Here is a 21,679-nt window from a genome sequence, read left to right as displayed (position 1 = left end):
ATTCGCGGCAGAAGCCGCGCCTGCAGAAGCACCCCGGCCGGCGGCGCTCAGGCCTCGGCCGTCAGCACCTCGATCTGCTCCTGCAGCGCCAACCAGCGCGTCTCCAGTTCGCCCAGCCGGATCTCCAGCTCGGACTGCCGCCGCACCGTGTCCTTGAGCCGGTCCTTGGCCTCGGCCGCGTAGATCGCCTCGCCGGCCAGCTCGGCGTCGAGCGCCGCCTTTTCCTCGTTGAAGCGGGTCAGCTGGCTCTCGATCTGGGCCAGCTCCTTCTCCAGCGGTTTCTTCAGCTGCGACAGCCGCTGGCGCGCCTCGGCCTCCTGCCGCTTCAGCGCCTTGCGGTCGACCGGCTCGGCGCCGCCCTCCTCCGCCGTCGCGCGGCTGCCCTCGTTGTCCTGGCGATAGCGCTTGTAATCGTCGAGATCGCCGTCGAAGGGCTGCACCCGGCCGCCCTCGACCAGCCAGAAGCGGTCGGTGGTGGCGCGCAGCAGGTGGCGATCGTGCGAGACCACGATCATCGCGCCGACATAGTCCTGCAGCGCCAGCGTCAGCGCGTGGCGCATCTCGAGGTCGAGGTGGTTGGTCGGCTCGTCGAGCAGCAGCAGGTTGGGCCGCTGCCACACGATCATCGCCAGCGCCAGCCGCGCCTTCTCGCCGCCCGAGAACGGCGCGACCGGGCCGGTCGCCATCTCGCCGCGGAAGTCGAAGCCGCCGAGGAAGTCGCGCAGATCCTGTTCGCGCGCCTGCTTGTCGAGGTTCTGCAGATGCCACAGCGGCGATTCGTCGAGCCGCAGGTGCTCGAGCTGATGCTGGGCGAAGTAGCCGATGGCGAGGCCGCGGCCCTCGACTCGCTCGCCGGCCGACAGCGGCAGCTCGCCGGCCAGCAGCTTGATCAGCGTCGACTTGCCGGCGCCGTTGCGGCCCAACAGGCCGATGCGCGCGCCGGCCTCGACGCTGAGCGCGATGCCGTCGAGCAGCCGGTTGCCGCCGTAGCCGACCGCGCCGTGCTCGATGCGCAACAAGGGATTGGGGCTGGCCACCGGCTCGCGGAAGGCGAATTCGAACGGCGAATCGACGTGGGCCGCGGCGATGCGCTCCATCCGCTCCAGCGCCTTGATCCGGCTCTGCGCCTGGCGCGCCTTGGTGGCCTGGGCACGGAAGCGGTCGATGTACTTCTGCAGGTGCGCCATCTCGCGCTGCTGCTTGTCGAAGGCCTGTTGCTGCTGCGCCAGCTTCTCGGCCTTCTGCGCCTCGAAATCGGCGTAGTTGCCGGTGTAGAGCGTAATCTGGCCGTTCGCCAAGTGGGCGATGGCGTTGACGGTGGCGTCGAGGAAATCGCGGTCGTGCGAGATCAGCAGCAGCGTGCCTGGATAGCTGGCCAGCCAGTTCTCCAGCCAGATCACCGCGTCGAGGTCGAGGTGGTTGGTCGGTTCGTCGAGCAGCAGCAGATCGGAGCGGCACATCAGCGCCTGCGCCAGGTTCAGCCGCATGCGCCAGCCGCCCGAGAAGCTCGCCACCGGCCGCGCCAGGTCGTCGGCCTTGAAGCCCAGGCCGTACAACAGCTTGCCGGCGCGCGCCTCGGCCGAATAGCCGTCGACCGCCTCGAAGCGGCCGAGCCAGTCGGCATGCGTCACGCCGTCGTGTTCGCTGGCGGCGAGCTGGCGCTGGATCTCGCGCAGCTCGGCGTCGCCGTCGAGCACGTAGTCGAGCGCGCTCTCGGGCCGGGCAGGGGTCTCCTGCCGGACCGAGGCGATCACCAGGCCGGCCGGCTGGTCGAAATCGCCGGCGTCGGGCAACAATTCGCCGCGCAGGAGGCCAAAGAAGCTGGATTTGCCCGCGCCGTTGGGGCCGACGACGCCGACGCGCTGGCCGCGGTGCAGAATGAGGTCGACGCGGTCGAGCAGAACCTTGGTGCCGCGTCGCAGGGTGAGGGAAGTTAGGCGGATCATCGGCGAATTTTAACAGTTGTGCGCCCGCCTCCACCGACCGCCAAATCAACTAGAATCGGTCAGGTAGCTCCTGGCCCGCCCAACCGATGCCGCCGACCGATCCCCGACACGCCGACACCGCCCTGACCGCCTACCTCAACCTGTTGAAGAACAAGGGTGCGGCGACCAGCGTGCTGACCCGGCGCAAGCATTTCCTGCGTCACCTGGTGACGGCGCTCGAGCAGTACGCCGACAGCCTGATCGGCGAGGACGACGCCGGCTACCGCCGCGCGGTCGACGATACGGTGGCGCGCTTCCCGCTCGAGCAGCAGTTCGAGATCATCACCTCCGCCCGCGAATTCCATCCGTTCTGGATCGGCGACCTCAAGACCATCGCCCGCCTGCACGCCGCCGACGCGCTGTCGCTCGAGCAGGCCCAGGTCGACCTGCAGGGCGGCCTGATCGACATGTTCGCCCGGCTCGACCAGGATCCGTGGAGCCGCCAGGCCCATCCGAGCCTCGAGGGCTATATCGCGCTGCTGGCCGAACAGGGCGCCAGCGACGCGGTGCGCGACATCCGCGAGCGCCTCTTGCTGTTGCTGCTGTACGTGATCCGCCACGCCGAGCCGACGCCGACCGCCTACCGCGCCGGCGTCGACGCCATGCTCACGCTGTTCTCCAAGGAAGACGCCCGGCGCGCCTTCATCGAGATGGCGCGCGAGTTCTTCTACTTCTGGAACGGCTTCAACCCCGGCACGCCGTCGCTGGCCCGCGCGGCCTGAGCGCACGATCGGGCCCGGCGATCTATACATAAACCTTGCACCGATAGAACCGACCCGACGCCGCCATGAGCCGACCCTCGCCCGACGCCGCACTCGACCAATTCCTCGAAGACCTGCGGCGGCGCGACGTCGCGACCAAGCAGCTCACCCTGGCGCGGCATTTCCTGCGCCACCTGCTGTCCACGCTGCGCGACCTGCCGCAGGACGGCATCGGCTACCGCAAGGCGTCCGAGCTGACGCTGCGCAACTTTCCCGACGACGCCCAGTTCGTCAACCTGATCCGCGAGTTCTTCCCCTATTGGAGCGGCGAGACCACCGCCGCGCCGGCGCCGCGCCCGGCAGCCGTGGCGGCGCCGGCCGCCATCGCCAGCAGCGGCACCCTGGCCGCCGCCGGCGAAGCGTCTTCGCTCGACGAGGCGCTGCGGCGGATGGAGGCCGACCCGTGGTCGCAGACCACGCTGGCCCAGCTCGAACGCCATATCCATCAGCTCAAGTGCCTGGGCCGCTATATCGAGGAATTGCGCAAGGCCGGCTTCGACGACGCCAACGTCGCGCTGCGATTGAAACTGGTGAAGCTGCTGCTGTATTCGATCCGCGATTCGGCCGCCAATACCGACAGCTATCGCGGCGGCGTCGACAAGGTGCTGGTGCTGTTCCCGCGGCAGGACCGCTGGCATATCTTCGTCAGCCTGGCGCGCGAGTTCTTCTACTTCCTGGCCGGCGATCCGGAAGCGCCGAGCAAGGTGCAGAAACAGCTCGGCACCGCCGACCTGCAGGGCCTGATGGCGGCTTGAAGACCTGGCTGAGGTGGCGAGGGCCCTCGGCCGTGGCACAAACGCCGGACGCAGCGCGCAGGAGTGGCTTCAGCCGCGAATGGGTCAAGCGTCCACGCCCGCGATTCGCGGCTGAAGCCGCTCCTACGGATATGCCGCGGGCGGTGCGCAAGATCGACCGCAGCGGTCGGCGACGAGCATGCGAAACGGGGCGCCCAAGCGCCCCGTTCTTCATTGCGGGCCGGCCGGTCCGCTCAGCGCCGCGCGCGGAAGCCCAGCCACAGCGCCACGGCGATCAGGCCGGCGAAGCCGAGCGCGGTCCAGCCCGGCAGCGACAAGCCCAGCAGCTTCCAGTCGATCACCGCGCATTCGCCGGTACCGCGCAGCACGTCGGCCACCACTTGGCCGAACGGCGCGCTGTCGAGCATCTGGAACAGGCCGGCGCCGCAGCTGGGCAGGCTGTCCGGCGGGAAGTACTGCAACACCGTATGGCGCACCGCGATCGAGAAGCCGGCCAGGCCGGTCAATGCGATCAGCGCGCCCCACAGCCGCGGCGCGCCGCCGTGCAGCGCGGCCAGCAGCGACAGCACCCCGACCGCGATCACGAACACGCGCTGGAACATGCACAGCGGGCAGGGGTTGAGGAACTTGTAGTGCTGCAGGTAGAGCGCGAAGGCCATCATGCCGGCGCAGGCGAGGAAGAGCGCGAAGAAGCCCGCGCGGCGGGAGGTCAGCCAGTTCATGGTGTCGGGGTGGGAGAGTGGATCAGGACGGCTCGGACAACAGCAAGGCCCGGGTGGTTTCATCGAGGTCGATGGCGACGTCGTCTGCGGCCAGCACGCGGTTGTCGGTCGGCCGCACCAGCTTGAGGTTCAGGTAGATCTTGTCGGCGCCGACCGCGTAGCTGCCGACCACCACCGCCTGCGCGTTGTGGGCGCTGCTGATGTCCTTCACCTCGCGCGACAGCAGCAGTTCGCCGGTTCCCTCGCGCACGAACACGCTGCCGCGCAGCTTGAGCTCGATCACCGGATAGCCGCGCCCCAAGAGCCGGGTGGCGACCTGCTCGGCCAGCACGCGACCGAAGGTCGACGACTCGGTCAGCTTGTCGATGTTGACCAGGGTGGCCACGATCACCGGCTGGTCCGGCACCATCGCGCCGCCCATGTCGGCCAGCCGGTCGGCCGCCTCGTAGCTGGCGCGGATCAGCGGATTCTTGGCGCCGGGCTGGCTGGCGGCGCAGCCGGCCAGCGCGAACAGCAGGGCGAGAACGGCCAGCGCGCGCATCAGGCGCCCCCGGTCACGTTCATGCGCTTGACCGGGACCGGCGGCGCCGGCGGCGCGGGCAGCAGCGATTCGTCGTAGAGCGGCACGTCGGCCTGGCTGACCGCGTAGGCCTCGGTATCGCGGAACAGGTAGCGGCTGCCGTTGCCGATCGAGGTGGTCACCACCACCTGCAGGCCCTCGGCCATGCGCACCGACTGGATGTCGGCCTCGAGCACCACCACGCCGTCGTCGCGCTTCTGCGCCACCGCGAGCCCGAGCTCGGCCAGGCTGGTGCGCAGGTACTGGTTGAGCGCGCGCGCGAACGGCGTCGGCCGGCTCGGCTCGGCCACGAAGATCGGCTTGCGGCCGAGCTCCGACACCTGGCTGGCGCGCTGGCTGGCGCGCAGCGCGACCTGGTGGGCCAGCTCGCCCCAGTCGGCCGGCGCGCGCAGCAGCGGTGCGGTCGGCGCCTGGGCCGCCTCGCGCGCCGCCATCTGGGCGCGGATCTGCGCACAGGCGGACAAGGACAGCACGAGGGCGAGGGGAAGCAGGTAGCGGCGCAAGGCGGATTCCGGTCGATGAGGGCGCTCAGTCCCCGGTTTCGAGGGCTGCGGGATCATAGCCGAGAAATTTCAGGATGTCGTCGCGCCGCCGCATGGCGTCGGTATAGCCCAATTCGATCAGGTCGCGCGCGTAGCGGCGGTGGAACAGCAGGTAGGACGCCAGTACCGAACCCTGCCGCTTGAGCGCGCCGAGGCCGCCGAGCACGAAGCGCATGGTCCACGGAAAGCGGCCGGTATGGCGCGAGGCGATCTGCTCGAGCGGCTTGGACGGCGCGATCACCAGGATCTCGACCTCGCGCAGCTGCACGTCGCGGCGGTGCTTGACCTCGTCGGGCACGAAGGACAGCGTGCGGTTGACCCGCGCGATGCGTTCGAGATCGACCTCCATGCCGTCGATGAACACGCTGTTCATCAGGTGGCCGGCGACCTGGGCCAGCGTCGGATAGTCCGGCGCGTAGAGCCGCTCGAGCGGCTCCTCGCGCGGCGGCGAGACGCCGACCACCAGCACCTTCTCGGCGCCCAGGTGCAGCGCCGGGCTGATCGGCGCGACCTGGCGCACCGAACCGTCGCCGAACCACTCGCGGTTGATCTGCACCGCCGGGAACACGAAGGGGATGGCCGCCGAGGCCAGCAGGTGACGCAATTCGATGCGCGTGCGGGTGCCCACGCGCTGGGCCCGGTTCCAGCCCTTGAGGTCGGGCGCGGCCTGGAAGAACGAGACCGACTGGCCCGAGTTGTAGCCCGAGGCGGTGATGCTGAGCGCGCGCAATTGGCCGGCCTGGATCGAGTGCTCGATGCCGTCGAAATCGATCAAGCGCTCCAGCAGGCCGCCCAGCGGTTCGTTGTCGAGGAAGGCCTTGGGATTGAGCCGGCCGAAGCCGCCGGTGAACAGCGAGCCGACCCAATGGAAGAAATAGCGGCACATGGTGCCGACGTCGGTGCGGTAGACGTCCTCGACCGACAGGTTCTTCCAGACGTACTCGAGTTTGCACACGCTCTTGCGGAACTGGGTGGCGCCGGCCGCCAGCGAGGCGGCGTTGATGCCGCCGGCCGAGGTGCCGCAGATGATCTGGAACGGGTTGTCGGCCTGCGGCGGCAGCATCTTGGCGATCGCGCGCAGCACGCCGACCTGGTAGGCGGCACGGGCGCCGCCGCCGGACATGATCAGCCCGACGAGCGGAGGGCGGGGTTCGGACATGGACTCCTCGTTGTCGTTGGCCGGCCGCCGCGCGGGACGCTGCGGGCCGGCGATCCAAGCATAGCCCATGCCGCGCTGAACCGCGGCTGTCGCCGCCTGTCCGAGCGGGCACCGATTTGAGGTACAATCCGTTTTTGCCGCCAGGGACTTAGCCATGCGAGTTATTCAAAAAGCGCTGACCTTCGACGACGTTCTGCTCGTCCCCGCCCACTCCAACGTCCTGCCGCGCGATGTCGACCTCTCGACCCAGCTCACGCGCGAAATCCGCCTCAACCTGCCCTCGTCTCGGCCGCCATGGATACGGTGACCGAGGGCCGTCTCGCCATCGCCATGGCGCAGGAAGGCGGCATCGGCATCGTCCACAAGAACCTGCCGGCCCGCGCCCAGGCGCAGGAAGTGAGCAAGGTGAAGCGCTACGAAAGCGGCGTGGTGAAGGACCCGGTGACGGTCAAGCCCGACATGCTGGTGCGCGACGTGCTGACGCTGACGCGCCAGCACCGCATTTCCGGCCTGCCGGTGGTCGAGGCCAGCGGCCAAGTGGTCGGCATCGTCACCAACCGCGACCTGCGCTTCGAGACGCGGCTCGACGCCCCGGTGTCGAGCATCATGACGCCGAAGGACCGCCTGGTGACGGTGCGCGAAGGCGCCAGCATCGACGAGGCGCGCGAGCTGATGCACGCCCACCGGCTGGAGCGCGTGCTGGTGGTCGACGAAGCGTTCAAGCTGCGCGGCCTGATCACCGTCAAGGACATCATCAAGACCACCGAGCACCCGCATGCCGCCAAGGACAGCCAGGGCCGCCTGCGCGTCGGCGCCGCGGTCGGCGTCGGTGCCGGCACCGAGGAGCGCGTCGAGCTGCTGGTCGAGGCCGGCGTCGACGTGATCGTGGTCGACACCGCCCACGGCCACAGCCAGGGCGTGCTGGACCGGGTGACCTGGGTGAAGAAGCACTTCCCGCAGGTGCAGGTGATCGGCGGCAACATCGCCACCGCCGCCGCCGCGCTGGCGCTGGTCGAAGCCGGCGCCGACGGCGTCAAGGTCGGCATCGGCCCCGGCTCGATCTGCACCACCCGCATCGTGGCCGGCGTCGGCGTGCCGCAGATCTCGGCGGTGGCCAACGTGGCCGACGCGCTGCGCGGCAGCGGCGTCCCGCTGATCGCCGACGGCGGCATCCGCTTCTCGGGCGACATCTCCAAGGCCATCGCGGCCGGCGCCAACCTGGTGATGCTCGGCGGCCTGTTCGCCGGCACCGAGGAAGCCCCGGGCGAGGTCGAGCTGTACCAGGGCCGTTCCTACAAGAGCTACCGCGGCATGGGTTCGCTCGGCGCGATGCAGCAAGGCTCGAGCGACCGCTACTTCCAGGACAACGTCAACAACGCCGACAAGCTGGTGCCCGAGGGCATCGAAGGCCGCGTGCCCTACAAGGGCCCGCTGAGCGCGGTGATCCACCAGCTGATGGGCGGCCTGCGCTCGTCGATGGGCTACCTCGGCTGCGCCACCATCGCCGACGTGCATGCGCGCGCCGAGTTCGTCGAGATCACCTCGGCCGGCATCCGCGAATCGCACGTGCACGACGTGCAGATCACCAAGGAAGCGCCGAACTACCACGTCGACTGAGCCGGCCCCCGCGCCGACTTCGCCGTCCGGAGCCCCCGCCTTGCGCGGGGGCTTTTGCTTTTGAAGCCCTGCGGACGAGCGCATGCCGACGGCGCGAACCCGCCGAGCCCGCTTGGTGCTATAAGCCGGGGGGATTTCCGAACCGCGCCGGAGGGGCACATGAAGAAGACACCGATCATCCTGGCCGCGCTGCTGGCCGTCGCGCTGGCCGGCTGCAGCCGCATCAGCACCGATCCGGGCACCGAGACGGTGCTGGTCGACAAGCCTTACTTCGTCGGCCACGGCGGCGTGCGCGACGACAGCCAGAAGCCCGGCTCGGGCTGGTACTGGTGGTCCACCAGCGGCATCGCCGTACCGATCGTGCCGATCAAGATCGACGAGCGCTTCGACGACCTGATCACGGCCGGCGACAATATCCCGGTCGACTTCAATTCCTATCTGCAGCTGCAGATCCGCGAGCCGGTCGCCATCATCAAGAAGTACGGCGAGCACTGGTACGACAACAACCTCAAGGAGCAGTACCGCACCATCGTGCGCAACGCGGCCAAGCGCTACACGCTGAACCAGCTGCTGTCGGACAACCAGTCGGTGCAGCAGCTCGAGGAAGCCATCCTGGCCTCGACCCGCAAGCTGGTGAAGGACTACGGCCTGCCGGTCGCGGTGCTGGACGTGAACCTGGGCAAGGTGCTGCCCGACGGCAAGATCCTCGAGGAGATCAACGAGACCGGCCGCCAGAAGCAGCGCAGCAAGACCATGGAAGCCGCCCGCGAGGCGGAAAACCAGCGCAAGGAGGCCGAACGCTCGCGCGCCGCGGCCGACAATGCCTACCGCAACGAACTGGGACTGACGCCCGAGCAGTTCATCAAGCTCGAGGACATCAAGGCCCGCCGGTTCCTGTACGAGCGCTGCGACAAGGGCTGCACCGTCATCGTCAGCGACGGGACGACGCCGCTGGTGGCCAGGCCCTGATCCGCCCGCGGTGCATCCACCGAGTTGAAACCTAGGCAGGGCGGCGGAGACGGCCGCCCTGCCCGCCGGCCGCGGCCACCGCGCCGGGCGGGACTTTCCTGGAATGCCGGCCATGACCACGCCGCTCTCCCCGCCGAACTGCTCGCCATCGCCCGCCAGCGGCTCGCCGCCGGCGATCTGGCCGCCGCCGCCAACTTCACGGCCATGGTGCTCGAACGCCAGCCCGCCGACGCCGACGCGCTGGCGCTGCATGCGCGTATCGCGCTGGCGGCCGGCCGGCTCGACGAAGCCGGCCGCGCGATCGAGGCGGCGCTGCGGCTGCGGCCCGACCAGGCCGAAGCCTTGCGTTGCAGGGCCGCGCTGCGGCGCCATGCGGGCGAGCGCGAGGGCGCGCTGGCCGACCTCCACGCGGCCGCGCTCGCCGCGCCCGGCGACGCCGAACTGCACGGCGAGCTCGGCGGCCTGCTGCGCGCGCTGGGCCGCCCGGCCGAGGCCGGCCTCGCCTATGCGCGCGCCGCCGGGCTGGCGCCCGACGATGCGCGGCTGTGGAACGACCTCGGCGTAGCGCGGCAGGAAAGCGGCGACGCCGCCGGCGCCGAGGCGGCCTACCGCCGCGCGCTGGCGCTGGACGACGGCCTCGCGCTGGCCCACAACAACTACGGCGCGCTGCGCCAGCAGGCCGGCGACCTGGCCGCGGCCGAGGCCCACTACCGGCGCGCGCTGGCCTGCGATCCGCGGTATGCGGCGGGCTGGAAGAACCTGGCCGCGATCCTGCAGGAACACGCGCGCTTCGAGGAGGCCGAGCACGGCTTCGGCCAAGCCATCGCCCTGCGGCCCGATTTCGCCGAGGCCCGGGCCGGCCAGCTCACCGCGCGGCTGCATCGGTGCGAATGGCGCGGCCTGCCGGACGCGCTCGCCCAGCTCGAATCGGCGCTGCAGCGCCGGCCCGACAGCCGCATCTCGCCGTTCTTCCATCTCGGCCTGGACGACTCGCCGGCGGCGCAGCTGCAGATCGCCCGGCGCTGGGCGGCGCAATACCGCGTCGAGCCGCTGCCGCCGCGCCCGCCGCAACGGCGCGAGCGCATCCGGCTCGGCTACCTCGGCGGCGATTTTTTCTCGCACGCCACCAGCTGGCTCACCGCCGGCCTGTTCGCCGGCCACGACCGCGCACGCTTCGAAGTGTGGGGCTACGACTATGGCCGCGACGACGGCTCGGCGCTGCGCGCGCAGCTGCTGGCCGGCTTCGACCGCTTCCGCCAGGTCGATGCGCTGGCGCCGGCCGAGATCGCGCGGCAGATCCGCGCCGACGGCATCGATATCCTGATCGACCTCAAGGGCTGGACCCGCGGTACCCGCGCCGAGACGCTGGCCTGGCGGCCGGCGCCGGTGCAGGTCCATTACCTGGCCTACCCGGGCACGCTCGGCGCCGATTGGGTCGACTACCTGATCGCCGACACGCAGGTGGCCCCCGTCGGCGCCGACCTCCACTATGCCGAGCGGCTGGTGCGGCTGCCGCACTGCTACCAGATCAACGCCCCGAGCGACGTCGCCGCCCGGCCGGGCCGCGCGCAGGCCGGCCTGCCCGGGCAGGGCTTCGTGTTCTGCTGCTTCAACCAGCACTACAAGCTGCTGCCGGGGATGTTCGACCTGTGGATGCAGCTGTTGCGCGCGGTGCCGGGCAGCGTGCTGTGGCTGCTCGACCAGCAGCCGGGCAACCGCGCGCGGCTGCGCCACGAGGCCGGCCGCCGCGGCGTGGACGGCGAGCGCCTCGTGTTCGCGCCCGGCCTGCCGCATGCCGAACACCTGGCCCGGCTGGCGCTGGCCGACCTGGCGCTCGACACCCTGCCCTACAACAGCCACACCACCGCCAGCGACGCGCTCTGGGCCGGGGTGCCGCTGGTCAGCTGCCGCGGCCGGGGCTTCGCCAGCCGGGTGGCGGCCAGCTGTCTGCACGCGGTCGGCCTGGCCGAGCTGGCCGTCGACACCCTGGCCGACTACCAGGCGCTGGCGACGCGGCTGGCGACCGAACCGGACCGGCTGGCCGCCGTGCGCGGGCGGCTGGCGGCGGCGCGGCGGCAGGCGCCGCTGTTCGATACCGCGGCGACCACGCGGGCGCTCGAGGATGCCTATGCGCAGATGTGGGAACGCGCGCTGGCCGGGCTGGCGCCGATTGCATTCGAGGTGGACGGCTGAGGCAGCCGGGCTGGCACCGCCGGCAGGCCGCATCGTAGCAACGGCTTCAGCCGCGAATGCCGGCCGCGCGCCATCGGGCATTCGCGGCTGAAGCCGCTCCTACGGGGGATTCGATCGACGTTTCGTGCCGGAGGAAACGGCCGGCGGCGCTCAACCGCCCTTGCCCGCCTGCTCGACGATCTGCTTGAAGAAGCCGTACACGCCCTCCTCGTTCATCTCGCGCGCATTGGCCAGCTCGCCGGCGCGGGTGGCGTAGAGCACGCGCTGGTCGGGCGCCAGCACCACCACGGCCGGGATGCCCTGCTTGATCGGGTTGCCGTAGACGGTGTCGAGATCGAGATTCTTGTCGAAACGGCCGACGTCGATCTTCACAACGTTGAATTCGCGCGCGATCAGCGCCGCGTTCTTCTCGCCCTTGAGCGCCTTGTCGAGCGCGCGGCAGTCCTTGCACCAGTTGGCGCCGAACACCAGCAGCACCGGCTTGCCGCCCTTGCGCGCGGTGACCAGGGCCTGGCGCACGTCGTCGCGCGCGTTGGCGGACTCGTCGTAGGGCTGTTCGGCGGCCGGCGCGGCGAGGCTGGCCAGCAACAACATCAGGGCGAAAGGTCGTTTCATGGCGGAATCTTCGAGAGAGGCCGCGGACGGCCGAAGCCGCCATTGCACCGCAGCGCGGCGCGCACGGCAACCGCGCCGGCCGTCGCCGGCGCGCCGGCGGCCTTCAGCGCCGCAGCGTGAAGGCGTCGCGCAGCTGCCAGTCCGGCAGATCGTCCGCGTCGCGCTCGACCCACACCGGCCGCCGCGCGCGCGGATCGGGGTTGAGGCGCCAGCGCCGCGGCACCGAATCGGTGCCGAGCATATAGCCGTGCAGATTGCCGTCGCGGTCGATGCGGAAGCGCAGGAAACCCTTGTAGCCCTGGTAGGCGACCGGCGAGAAGGCGTTGTTGCCGAGGCAGCCTAGCCAGGACATGCAGGCGAAGTAGGTGCCGAACAGCAGCCCGCCGACCAGCGTGCCGAAGGCGGTCAGCACCAGGCCGCGCACGAAGGGGTCGCCGACCAGGCCGCAGATCCACCAGTACAGCGTGGCGGCGGCCAGCACGTGCAGGACGCCCAGCAGCATGCCCGAGAGCATGGTGCGCCAGCCGTCCTCGCGCGCGATGGCGCCGCACAGCACGACCAGCAGGACATGCACGCCCATCGCCAGCGGGCTGAAGAACAGCCCGCGCACCCACAGCCCGAGGAAGGTCGACAGCGGCAGTTCGCCGATCCGGCTCGACGGCACGAAGCCGTCGGGCAGGAAGGAGGCGCTGAACACGAAGCTGTTGCAGTAGACCGCCGCCCAGTACAGCAGGCCCAGCAGCAGCGAGAACATCAGGTTGCCCTGCAGCAGGCTGCGGCCGCACAGCTCGTCCAGCTCGCCGGCCGGCTTGAACATGGCGAGCAGGTTGCCCCACACCAGCCGGCGGCTGGTGGCCTGGTCCGGATAGCAGCCGGCCACGCCGTAGGCGCGGTGGCCCCAGGTCTGCCAGGCGCCCTCGACGGTGCCGAGCCGCACCCGGCCCTTGAGGTCGTCGGTCATCGCCTCGGCGTCGATGCGGCGGTCCATCCGCTTGGGCTGGGCGGCGAGGTTGGCGTGGGTCGGATGCAGGAAGGCGCCGCCGCAGCCGCAGGTGACCAGCGCGTCGTCGTATTCGAGACCGGCGCCGCCGGACTCGGCCTGCTCGCGCACGTAGTGGTGCAGGTCGCCGGCCAGCCGGATGCGGATGCGCACCTCGCGTTCCAGCAGCAGCGCCTCCAGCCGCTGGTAGCGCTTGGGATAGCCGGGCCGCGCCTCGTCGCCGAGCGGACGGGTCCAGTACGGCTCGGGGTACAGCAGGATCACGTCGTCGCCGGGCCGCATGCGGCTCTTCACCACGCCGCAGAAGGCCTCGAACTGGCCGCGGTCCAGGTCGCCGACCAGCGCGAAATCGAAGCCGAACAGCCACCAGCCGCGCGGCAGCCGGGCGGCGAAATAGCTGCGCTGCTGCGGCGTCTCGGCGGCGAGGAAGGGATCGCCGAAGCCGGGCTGGTGATCCTTGACGAAATAGCGGTGGAAGGTGGAGATGTTGTCGAACCAGTCATGGTTCTGCGGGATCGCCAGCACGGTGCGGTCGCACGGCGCATCGTCGGGTCGTGCGCCCTCCCACATCTCGACGAAGCGGTACTGGTATTCCTCGGTGCAGGCGCCCGGGTAGGCCAGGTCGCCGCCGAGCACCAGCAGGTCGCCGCGCGGGAAGGTGCCCTGCCAGTCCGATTCGCCGCAGGCCTCGGCCTGCGGCGCCACCACCGCCGGCGCCAGCACGGCGCGCGCCACGGCGTAGGTGGCGTTGCCGCTGTCGCCCATGTCGGAGACGAAATCCCACCAGAAATCGTCGCGGCCCGCGGTGCCGGACAGGTCGACCACCTCGAACTCGCCCTGGTACAGCTCGCGCCGGTCGAAGTTGCGGATCTGGTCGGCGCTGGCCATCAGCTCGCGCGCCGAGCGCAGCAACACCAGCGGGTTGTACCAGGCCACCGGCCAACGCCGGTGCGGCGGCTCGTTCATGCCGAAGTTGTAGTCCGCCATCCCTGCTCTCCCCCGTTCGCCGGCTGCTGCGTGGCCGCTTCAATGGGTCTTGTTAGCGCATGGCGGCGCGGCGCGCAACAAACAGGCCCCGAGGCAGGGGACCGGCCCGGGTTTTGCAGGCCGGAATTCAGGGCCTGCCCCGCTTTACCGGGCACTCCGACAGCGACCTCATTTGAAAGGCAGCAGCGTCGGAATGAATTCCGACCTACAGAAGTACAGCGCGTCCTTCGAGCATCAACCCCGCGGACTCAATGCCCGGCGTGCAACGACTCGGCATCCACCGTCAGCGGCTCGACCTTGATCTCCACCTTCACCTCGCCGGCCTTCTCGAAGCGCAGCGTTAGCGGCAGCTTGTCGCCCTCCTTCAGAGGGCGCTTGAGGCCGATCAGCATCACGTGGTCGCCGCCGGGCTTGAGCAGCGCCGAGCCCTTGGCCGGCACCGCGACGCGCTCGACCGGCCGCATCTTCATCACGCCGTTCTCGTTCAGGTGGGCGTGCAGCTCGGCCCTGGCCAGCGCGCCGACGCTCGCCGCCACCAACGCGTCGGGCTGGCCGCCGGCGTTGTTGATCTTCAGGTAGACCGCGCCGTTGCCCTGGCCCGGCGGCGTGGCGCGCGCCCAGGGGTGGTGGATCTCGAGCGTGCCGAGCTTGAATTCATGGGCGGCAGCGCCGGCCGAGAGAGCCAATGCGGCCAGGAAGGTGAGCGAAGCGCGCAAGTCGGGATTCCTCGTGGTGATGGGTGGAAAGGATCGGATTGTAGGGCCGGCGGCTCAGGCCGGGCGGCGGGCGCGCCGCAGCCAGAGCAGCAGGCCGATCACGGCCAGGCCGCCGTTCAGCAGCGCGAACAGGCCGAGCAGCGTATCGCGCGGTCCCTTGCCCAGGCCGTCGAGCCACTGCGCCTTGTGCAGCCAGGAGAACGCGGCGCTCTCGATCCGCGCCAGCGGCTGCGGCCGGGCCGCCAGCACGCCGCTGGCCGGCTCGACGTAGGCGTTCGGCCGGCCCGGCAGGTCGTAGCTCAGCCGCAGCACCGGCAGCCGCTTGCTGACGAAGCCGTATTCGCCGTCGAAACGGGTGACCGGCGTCGCCTCGCGCAGCTTCTGCAGCGGCAGGCCGGCCAGCTCGGCCGCGATCACCGCCGCCAGCCGCCGTTCGCCGTCGGCCAGCACGGCACCGGAGGCGGCATCGAGGACGCGCGCGGCCGCCGTCGCGCCGGCCGGCATGGCGTGGCCGGCATGCGCGGCATGTTCGTCGCCTGCCACGATCGGCGCCGGCGGCAGCCACCAGGCGGCGCGGCCGTCGATCGCCACCAGCGTCGCCCCGAGCGCCAGCCGCTGCGGCGGCACGGTGGCCGTGGCCGTGTCGAAGCGTGCCTCGCGCCGCAGCGGTGGATCGAAGTCGGGCGCGGCCCAGACGTGGAACACGCCGCTCAGCGTGAAGGCGAAGGTGCTGCCCAGCACCAGCAGGCCGAGCCGCCGGTGCCAGGTGCGCAGGGGCGTGCCGCGGCCGCCGCGCGGGCGGCGCCAGGCCAGCACCAGGCCGAGCCCGGCGGCGCCGGCAGCCGACAGCAGCAGCACGCTCATCAGCAGCCGGCGCAGCAGCGGCGCGCCGTCGAGCCATTCCCAGCGGTGCAGCAGGCCGAACAGCGCCTGGAACACCGCCTTGCGGTCGTCCATCAGCGCCGCCAGCCGCGCCGGCGCGGTCTCGACATAGACGCGCAGGCCGTCCGGTCGCTCGAATTCGATGCGCCAGACCGGCAGCAGCCGGTTGATCGCGGCGTAATCGCCATCGAAAGCGGTGACCAGCGTCGCCCGGCGCACCGCGGCGGCCTGCTCGCCGCTGTAGTGGCGCGCCAGCATCTCGGCATAGCGCGCGTCGCCGTCCGCCACCAGGCGGCCATCGGCGGCGTCGACGTAACGCCATTCGTGCTCGCCCGGCCGCCGCACCTGCCAGTAGGGCCGGTCCTGCCAGCCGATCAGCCGCGCGCCGGTCAGCTCGGCGATGCCGGCGCGCGCCATCGCCTCGGCCAGCGGCAGGCCGCCGGGCGCCGCGTCGCTGGCCGGCGGCTGCATGGCGACGGCGCTGGGGAACAGCCGCGTCATGATCGGGTGGCTCAGGCCCGAGCAGGCCCACACCAGCACCGCCACGGCGGCGCACAGGCCGATGCGGCGGTGCCAGCGGTAGAGCGCGGGCAGCAGCCTGAAGGGACGCTGGATCGGCGGGGCGACGGTGGTGGTGGTCATGGCTCGGGGTCGATCGGGTCTGGGTTGAACGGAACCCACGCGGCGGCGGTCCGACCGTGGGTGTCGGCTGCATCCTAGGCCGCGCGGGGCTCCGTTTCCGGGCCGGAAGGTAACCGGCGGATTCTAGCCGGCGGCGCGCCGCGGCCCCCTGCGACCGCTTGCCGCAGCGCGGATGCCACGCCCGGGGCCGCTGCGGGCCGCCAAAATTCAGCTTTGCGGCGCGGCGGCGTACACTCCGCGTCTTTCTACCGAACCCCCACCGCCGGGCCGGCGTGACCGACGCCACGCCCGCCGGCAAGAGCGGCCCACCATGAAGCCAGCCATCCACTACCGCATCAATCCCGCCTCGCCCGAAGCCCACCTGTTCGAAGTCAGCCTGACCGTCGAGCAACCCGACCCGGCCGGCCAGCTGCTCAGCCTGCCGGTGTGGATTCCCGGTTCCTACCTGGTGCGCGAATTCGCCCGCCACATCGTCCGCATCGAGGCCGAGGACGCCCGCGGCCCGCTCGCCATCGACAAGCTCGACAAGCGCAGCTGGCGCGCGGCGCCGGCCGAGGGCGCGCTGACGGTGCGCTATAGCGTCTACGGCTACGACCTGTCGGTGCGCACCGCCTACCTCGACCAGACGCGCGGCTTCTTCAACGGCACCAGCGTGTTCCTCGGCGTCGAGGGCCAGCTCGACGCGCCGGTGACGGTCGACATCGCACCGCCGGCCGGCAAGGACTACCGGGAGTGGCGCGTCGCCACCAGCCTGACGCCGCTCAAGGCCAAGCCCTATGCATTCGGCAGCTACCGGGCCGCCAATTACGACGAACTGATCGACCACCCGGTCGAGCTCGGCGACTTCACCCTGATCCAGTTCAAGGCCTGCGGCGTGCCGCACGACTTCGTGCTGGCCGGCCGGCTGCCCAAGCTCGATTCCAAGCGGCTGGCACGCGACGTCAAGGCGATCTGCGAATACCAGATCCGCTTCTTCGGCGAGCCGGCGCCATTCGAGCGCTACGTGTTCATGACCTTCGTCAGCGGCGACGGCTACGGCGGCCTCGAGCACCGCGCCTCGACCGCGCTGATGGCCAGCCGCGACAGCCTGCCGCAGCCGGGCGAGCGCGGCCTGAAGAGCCCCTACCGCCAGTTCCTCGGCCTGGTCAGCCACGAGTATTTCCATACCTGGAACGTCAAGCGCATCAAGCCGGCCGCCTACGCGCCCTACCCGGCCGACGGCGAAGCCTATTCGCGCCTGCTGTGGGCGTTCGAGGGCCTGACCAGCTACTACGACGACCTGACGCTGGTGCGCGCCGGCCTGATCGACGCCGACAGCTATCTCGAACTCTTGTCGCACACCATCACCGGCGTGCTGCGCAATCCCGGCAGCGCGGTGCAGACGCTGGCCGAATCGAGCTTCGACACCTGGATCAAGTACTACCGCCCCGACGAGAACGCGCCCAACAGCATGGTGAGCTACTACACCAAGGGCGCGCTGGCCGGGCTGTGCCTCGACCTGCACATCCGCCGCGAGACCGCCGGCCGCCAGTCGCTCGACGACGTGATGCAGGCGCTGTGGCAGCGCTACGGCCGCGATTTCTACGCCGGCAAGCCGGTCGGCGTGGCCGAGGAAGCCTGGGAGGCGGTGGCCGAGGAAGTGACCGGCCTCACGCTCGAGCCGCTGTTCGACACGCTGCTACGCTCGACCGAGCCGCTGCCGCTGGAGAGCGTGCTGGCCCAGGTCGGCATCGACTGGCAGGCGCGCGCCCAGGTCGGCGCCGGCGACAAGGGCGGCTGGCTGGAGCAGCCCAAGGCGCCGGCCACCTGGATCGGCGCCCGTACCGCGGCGGCCGACGGCGGCCTGGTCAAGCTCGCCCACGTGCTCAGCGACGGCCCGGCGATGGCGGCCGGCCTCGCCGCCGGCGACGTGCTGGTGGCGATCGACGATCTCAAGGCCAGCCCGGCCAACCTCGACGCCGCGCTGGCGCTGGCCCGGCCCGGCGACAAGCTTGAAGTGCTGGCCTTCCGCCGCGACGAGCTGATGCGCTTCAAGCTGCGGCTGGAAGCGGCGCCGGCCAATACGGTGGGGTTGAAGCGCAACGAGGGCGATGCGGCCAGGGTGACGGCGCGCAAGGAATGGCTGAACGCCTGAGGACACAGACGGGAATCGATGAAGAACGGAGCCGCCAGGCTCCGTTTGCATTCGATTTGCAGACCGCAACCAGATGAAGCGGATACCCGGAAGTCGCTCGACTCCAGATCGTCGCGGCCATGATCGGCGCGCCTTGAAGTACGACTCGATGTTTCGGGAAAGGTCATGCAGCAGCCGCAATGCACCAACATCGGTGCAACCTGCATGCGGTGACGCACAGCGCTGCCGCCGCGGTGACCGCACCCGCCGTCAGCGATAGGTCTCGCGCTGCACCCGCCACGCCGGATCGCGCAGGATGCCGCCCAGCGCGGCGTTCAGGTCGGGCATCAGGTCGGCATAGTTCTTCGGCACCAGCACGAAACGGTCGAAGCGGTCGTGCGGTTTGGCCGCCACGTAGAAGCGACCGGCCCAGTCGGTGTGGTGGCGCAGGTAGTAGTCCAGCGTCGGCCGGCTGATGATGATCGCGTCGACCCGGCCCAGCATCAGCTTGCCCAGGTTGGCGCCCTCGCTGACCGCGTCGTCGCGCTCGATCCGGCCGGCCTTCACCAGCTCGTCCACGCCGTAATAGTAGTAACCGGTCGGCAGGCCGACGCGCATGCCGACCAGGCTGTCCGGCCCCTCGTAGCGCAGCGGCTGCTCGCTGCGCGACACCACCACGTCCTCGTCGTTCATGAAGGCCGGCGACCACAGGTAGCGGGTGTGCGATTCGTCCTTGAACCACAGCGGGTTCACGCCGAGCACCAGGCCCTTGAGCCGGCCCTGCTCGAGCTCGGTCTCGAGCCGGCGGCGCGGCAGGTAGACGGTGGTGAAGTGATGCTCGCCGATCCGCTCGTTCAGGTAGCGCGCCAGGTCGTAGTAGAGGCCGACGCCCTGCTCGGCGTCGACGATATAGGGCGGCTTGAGGTGGTAGGCATACAGCACCACCTCGTCGGCACGCACCGACCACAGGCAGGCCAGCACGATCAGCAGCAGCAGGGGCAGGATCTTCACGCGGGGCCTCGCGAAGCAATGAACAGGGGCGGCGGTGCGCCCCCTCGAGCGTAGTGCAGGCCCCGCGCCGCGACAACGCTGCCGCGCCGGGCGGCTGCAAAGGAAAACCGGCCTCGCGGCCGGTTTTCCATGGCATCGCTACAACCCGGCCGATGCGCCTCAGGTCGCCGGCTGCCCCAGCATCTGCCACAGGAAGGTGTACTCCAGCGCGCTCATGTCGGCCTTCTGCAGGTTGTTGGCCGCGCCGGCGTGGCCGCCCTCCATGTTCTCGTAGTACCAGGCGTTCTTCACGCCGAGCTCCTGCTGCATCCTGGCCATCATCTTGCGCGCGTGGCCCGGGTGGACGCGGTCGTCGCGGGTCGAGGTGGTGAACAGCACGTTGGGGTACTGCGTGCCCTTGTGCAGGTTGTGGTAGGGCGAGAACTTGCGGATGTAGTCCCACTCGGCCGGCAGGTCCGGATTGCCGTATTCGCCGACCCACGAGGCGCCGGCCAGGAGCTTGTTGTAGCGCCGCATGTCGAGCAGCGGCACCTGGCAGACCACCGCGCCGAACAGGTCGGGCCGCTCGGTCAGCATCACGCCCATCAACAGGCCGCCGTTGCTGCCGCCCATGATGCCGAGCCGCCGTGGCTTGGTGATCTTGCGCGCCTGCAGGTCCTCGGCCACCGCGATGAAGTCGTCGTAGGCGCGCTGGCGGTTTTCCTTCAGCGCCGCCTGGTGCCAGCGCGGGCCGAACTCGCCGCCGCCGCGGATGTTGGCGACCACGTAGACGCCGCCCTTGTCCAGCCAGGCCTTGCCGGCCGCCGCCGAGTACCACGGAGTGAGGCTGACCTGGAAGCCGCCGTAGCCGTACAGCAAGGTCGGGTTGTCGCCGTCGAGCTTGAGGCCCTTCCTGGCGACGATGAAGTAAGGCACGCGGGTGCCGTCCTTCGATACCGCCTCGTTCTGGGCGATCTCGAAGCGGGAGGCGTCGAAGAAGGCCGGGCGCTGCTTGAGCAGTTCGCGCGTGTCGCTGCCGGCTTGACCGAGGTAGAGCGAATCGGGCGTCAGGAAGTCGACGTGGCCGAGGAAGTAGTCGTCCGATTCGAACTCGTCGAGCGCGCTGACGTTGAGGCTGCCGAAGGCCGGCGCGGCCGCGTCGCGGCGGCTCCACTTGCCGTCGGCGAAGCGCCATTCGATCAAGCGGCCCTTGACCTTGTCGAGCACGCCGAGCAGCACGTAGTTGCGGGTGGTGGTCACGCCGCCGTCGCGCTCGAGCGCGGTGCTGTCGGTCGGCTCGAACAGCGCGGTGAACTCGCGCTTGCCGGCCATGAAGGCGGCGAAGTCGGTCGCCACCAGGCTGCCGGCGGCCCAGGTCTTGCCGCCGACGGTCCACGGCTCGCGCAGCGTCACCAGGAGTTGCGGGCCGAAGAAGCCGACGTCGGACTGCGCCGGCACGTCGATGCGGGTCAGCTTGTCGCCTTCGCGCAGATAGGTCTCGCTGGTGTAGAAGGTCACGCCGCGGTGCACCAGCTCGCGCCGGTACTGCGGATGCTCGTAGACCGAAGCCGAGACCGAGATGTCGCTCTTCTGGCCTTCGTAGACGGTCTTGGCGGCCGTCAGCGGGGTGCCGCGCTGCCACAGCTTGACGATGCGCGGGTAGCCGGAATCGGTCTGCGAGCCGGCGCCGAAGTCGGTGCCGACGAAGATCGCGTCGCGGCCCTGCCAGCTCACGTCGAGCTTGGCCTCGGGCAGCGCGAAGCCGCCGTCGACGAAGGACAGCGTCGGCAGGTCGAATTCGCGCACCACCACCGCGTCGGCGCCGCCGCGCGACAGCTGCAGCAGGCAGCGGTCGTAGGCCGGCTCGCGGCAGACGGCGCCCTTCCAGACCCAGTTCTCCTTCTCGCGCGCGGCCAGCGCGTCGAGGTCGAGCACCGTTTCCCACTTCGGCTCGGCCAGCTTGTATTCGGCCAGCGTGGTACGCCGCCACAGGCCCTTGGGATGGTCGGCGTCCTGCCACAGGTTGTAGAGGTGGCCGCCCATCTTGTGGGCGTAGGGGATGCGCGACTTGGAATTGAGGATGTCGGCGATCTGGCTGCGCGTCTCGGCGAAGCCCGGCGCCTTCTCGAGCACCGCCCGCGTACGCGCGTTCTGGCCCTTGACCCAGCTCAGCGACTTCTTGCCGCCGACGTCTTCGAGCCATTGGTTGCGATCGGCCATGGTGGCCGCCTGGCCGGCCAGGGTGGCGCCGGCGAGCGCCAGCGATAGCAGCGTGTTCTTCATGTCTCTCCTCGTGGGGGTCTGCGGTGGCGGGGCGGGTAGCCCGAAGCGCGCGAGCATAAGGGTTGTCCCTGATCGCGGCCAATTCGGTGCGACGGGCTGTCGTATGGCGGGATGAGCAGCGGGGCGATGGCCGCGGCGCTTCATCGGCACCAGATCGCCGCGCCTGCG

Annotated in this window: 16 protein-coding genes and 1 pseudogene; 6 read left to right on the top strand and 11 right to left on the bottom strand. The window is 70.4% G+C overall.

Annotated elements, in window-relative coordinates; translation table 11 throughout:
* Positions 1–47: 47 nt before the first annotated feature.
* Entirely contained in the window at positions 48–1,946 is a 1,899-nt protein-coding gene (locus tag H9L41_RS08915; RefSeq protein ID WP_028446632.1) for an ATP-binding cassette domain-containing protein, read from the bottom strand.
* 86 nt (positions 1,947–2,032) lie between these two features.
* Between H9L41_RS08915 and H9L41_RS08910 the strand changes: the two genes are divergently transcribed.
* Both H9L41_RS08910 and H9L41_RS08905 read left to right on the top strand, forming a co-directional pair.
* Positions 2,033–2,707 (top strand): hypothetical protein, encoded by a 675-nt coding sequence (locus H9L41_RS08910; protein ID WP_028446631.1) that lies wholly within the window; start codon positions 2,033–2,035, stop codon positions 2,705–2,707.
* A 65-nt stretch (positions 2,708–2,772) separates the two neighbouring features.
* Positions 2,773–3,501 (top strand): hypothetical protein, encoded by a 729-nt coding sequence (locus H9L41_RS08905; RefSeq protein ID WP_028446630.1) that lies wholly within the window; start codon positions 2,773–2,775, stop codon positions 3,499–3,501.
* 233 nt (positions 3,502–3,734) lie between these two features.
* On the opposite strand, the gene H9L41_RS08900 is transcribed toward H9L41_RS08905, so the two are convergent.
* The 4 genes from H9L41_RS08900 to H9L41_RS08885 are packed head-to-tail and all read right to left on the bottom strand — an operon-like array spanning position 3,735 to position 6,504.
* A complete protein-coding gene (locus H9L41_RS08900; protein ID WP_034607123.1) occupies positions 3,735–4,223 on the bottom strand; it encodes a disulfide bond formation protein B in 489 nt (162 codons plus the stop codon).
* 22 nt (positions 4,224–4,245) lie between these two features.
* A complete protein-coding gene (locus tag H9L41_RS08895) occupies positions 4,246–4,764 on the bottom strand; it encodes a FlgO family outer membrane protein (protein WP_028446628.1) in 519 nt (172 codons plus the stop codon).
* Positions 4,764–5,306 (bottom strand): hypothetical protein, encoded by a 543-nt coding sequence (locus tag H9L41_RS08890; RefSeq protein WP_028446627.1) that lies wholly within the window; start codon positions 5,304–5,306, stop codon positions 4,764–4,766. The genes H9L41_RS08895 and H9L41_RS08890 overlap by 1 nt, the downstream gene beginning before the upstream one ends.
* 25 nt (positions 5,307–5,331) lie before the next feature.
* Entirely contained in the window at positions 5,332–6,504 is a 1,173-nt protein-coding gene (locus H9L41_RS08885; RefSeq protein WP_028446626.1) for a patatin-like phospholipase family protein, read from the bottom strand.
* 154 nt (positions 6,505–6,658) lie between these two features.
* Between H9L41_RS08885 and guaB the strand changes: the two are divergent.
* The 3 genes and pseudogenes from guaB to H9L41_RS08870 all read left to right on the top strand — a co-directional run bounded on the left by guaB (position 6,659) and on the right by H9L41_RS08870 (position 11,283).
* A pseudogene (gene guaB / locus H9L41_RS08880) lies at positions 6,659–8,121 on the top strand (IMP dehydrogenase).
* Between the two features lie 159 nt (positions 8,122–8,280).
* Entirely contained in the window at positions 8,281–9,090 is an 810-nt protein-coding gene (locus tag H9L41_RS08875; protein WP_051319093.1) for an SPFH domain-containing protein, read from the top strand.
* A gap of 204 nt (positions 9,091–9,294) precedes the next feature.
* Positions 9,295–11,283, top strand: coding sequence for an O-linked N-acetylglucosamine transferase, SPINDLY family protein (locus H9L41_RS08870; protein WP_187523761.1), 1,989 nt, complete (start codon positions 9,295–9,297; stop codon positions 11,281–11,283).
* Between the two features lie 150 nt (positions 11,284–11,433).
* Here the strand turns inward: H9L41_RS08870 and H9L41_RS08865 are convergent, their stop codons facing one another.
* The 4 genes from H9L41_RS08865 to H9L41_RS08850 all read right to left on the bottom strand — a co-directional run bounded on the left by H9L41_RS08865 (position 11,434) and on the right by H9L41_RS08850 (position 16,125).
* Entirely contained in the window at positions 11,434–11,898 is a 465-nt protein-coding gene (locus tag H9L41_RS08865; protein ID WP_028446623.1) for a thioredoxin family protein, read from the bottom strand.
* A gap of 103 nt (positions 11,899–12,001) precedes the next feature.
* Positions 12,002–13,885 (bottom strand): hypothetical protein, encoded by a 1,884-nt coding sequence (locus tag H9L41_RS08860; RefSeq protein ID WP_028446622.1) that lies wholly within the window; start codon positions 13,883–13,885, stop codon positions 12,002–12,004.
* Positions 13,886–14,133: 248 nt separating this feature from the next.
* Positions 14,134–14,601, bottom strand: a complete 468-nt coding sequence (locus H9L41_RS08855; RefSeq protein WP_051319091.1) for a copper chaperone PCu(A)C — start codon at positions 14,599–14,601, stop codon at positions 14,134–14,136.
* Positions 14,602–14,655: 54 nt separating this feature from the next.
* Positions 14,656–16,125, bottom strand: a complete 1,470-nt coding sequence (locus H9L41_RS08850) for a PepSY domain-containing protein (protein WP_028446621.1) — start codon at positions 16,123–16,125, stop codon at positions 14,656–14,658.
* A gap of 310 nt (positions 16,126–16,435) precedes the next feature.
* On the opposite strand from H9L41_RS08850, the gene H9L41_RS08845 reads away from it, so the two are divergent.
* Entirely contained in the window at positions 16,436–18,259 is a 1,824-nt protein-coding gene (locus tag H9L41_RS08845; protein ID WP_028446620.1) for a M61 family metallopeptidase, read from the top strand.
* 249 nt (positions 18,260–18,508) lie between these two features.
* Here the strand turns inward: H9L41_RS08845 and H9L41_RS08840 are convergent, their stop codons facing one another.
* Positions 18,509–19,249 (bottom strand): substrate-binding periplasmic protein, encoded by a 741-nt coding sequence (locus tag H9L41_RS08840; protein WP_051319090.1) that lies wholly within the window; start codon positions 19,247–19,249, stop codon positions 18,509–18,511.
* Between the two features lie 159 nt (positions 19,250–19,408).
* Complete coding sequence (locus H9L41_RS08835; RefSeq protein ID WP_028446619.1) at positions 19,409–21,511, bottom strand: prolyl oligopeptidase family serine peptidase; 2,103 nt, start codon at positions 21,509–21,511, stop codon at positions 19,409–19,411.
* Between the last annotated feature and the right edge of the window lie 168 nt (positions 21,512–21,679).

This window comes from Chitinimonas koreensis (assembly GCF_014353015.1).
Taxonomy (GTDB): domain Bacteria; phylum Pseudomonadota; class Gammaproteobacteria; order Burkholderiales; family Chitinimonadaceae; genus Chitinimonas; species Chitinimonas koreensis.
The sequence above is the reverse complement of the archived record's forward strand: the minus strand, read 5'-3'. Positions and strand labels throughout refer to the sequence as shown.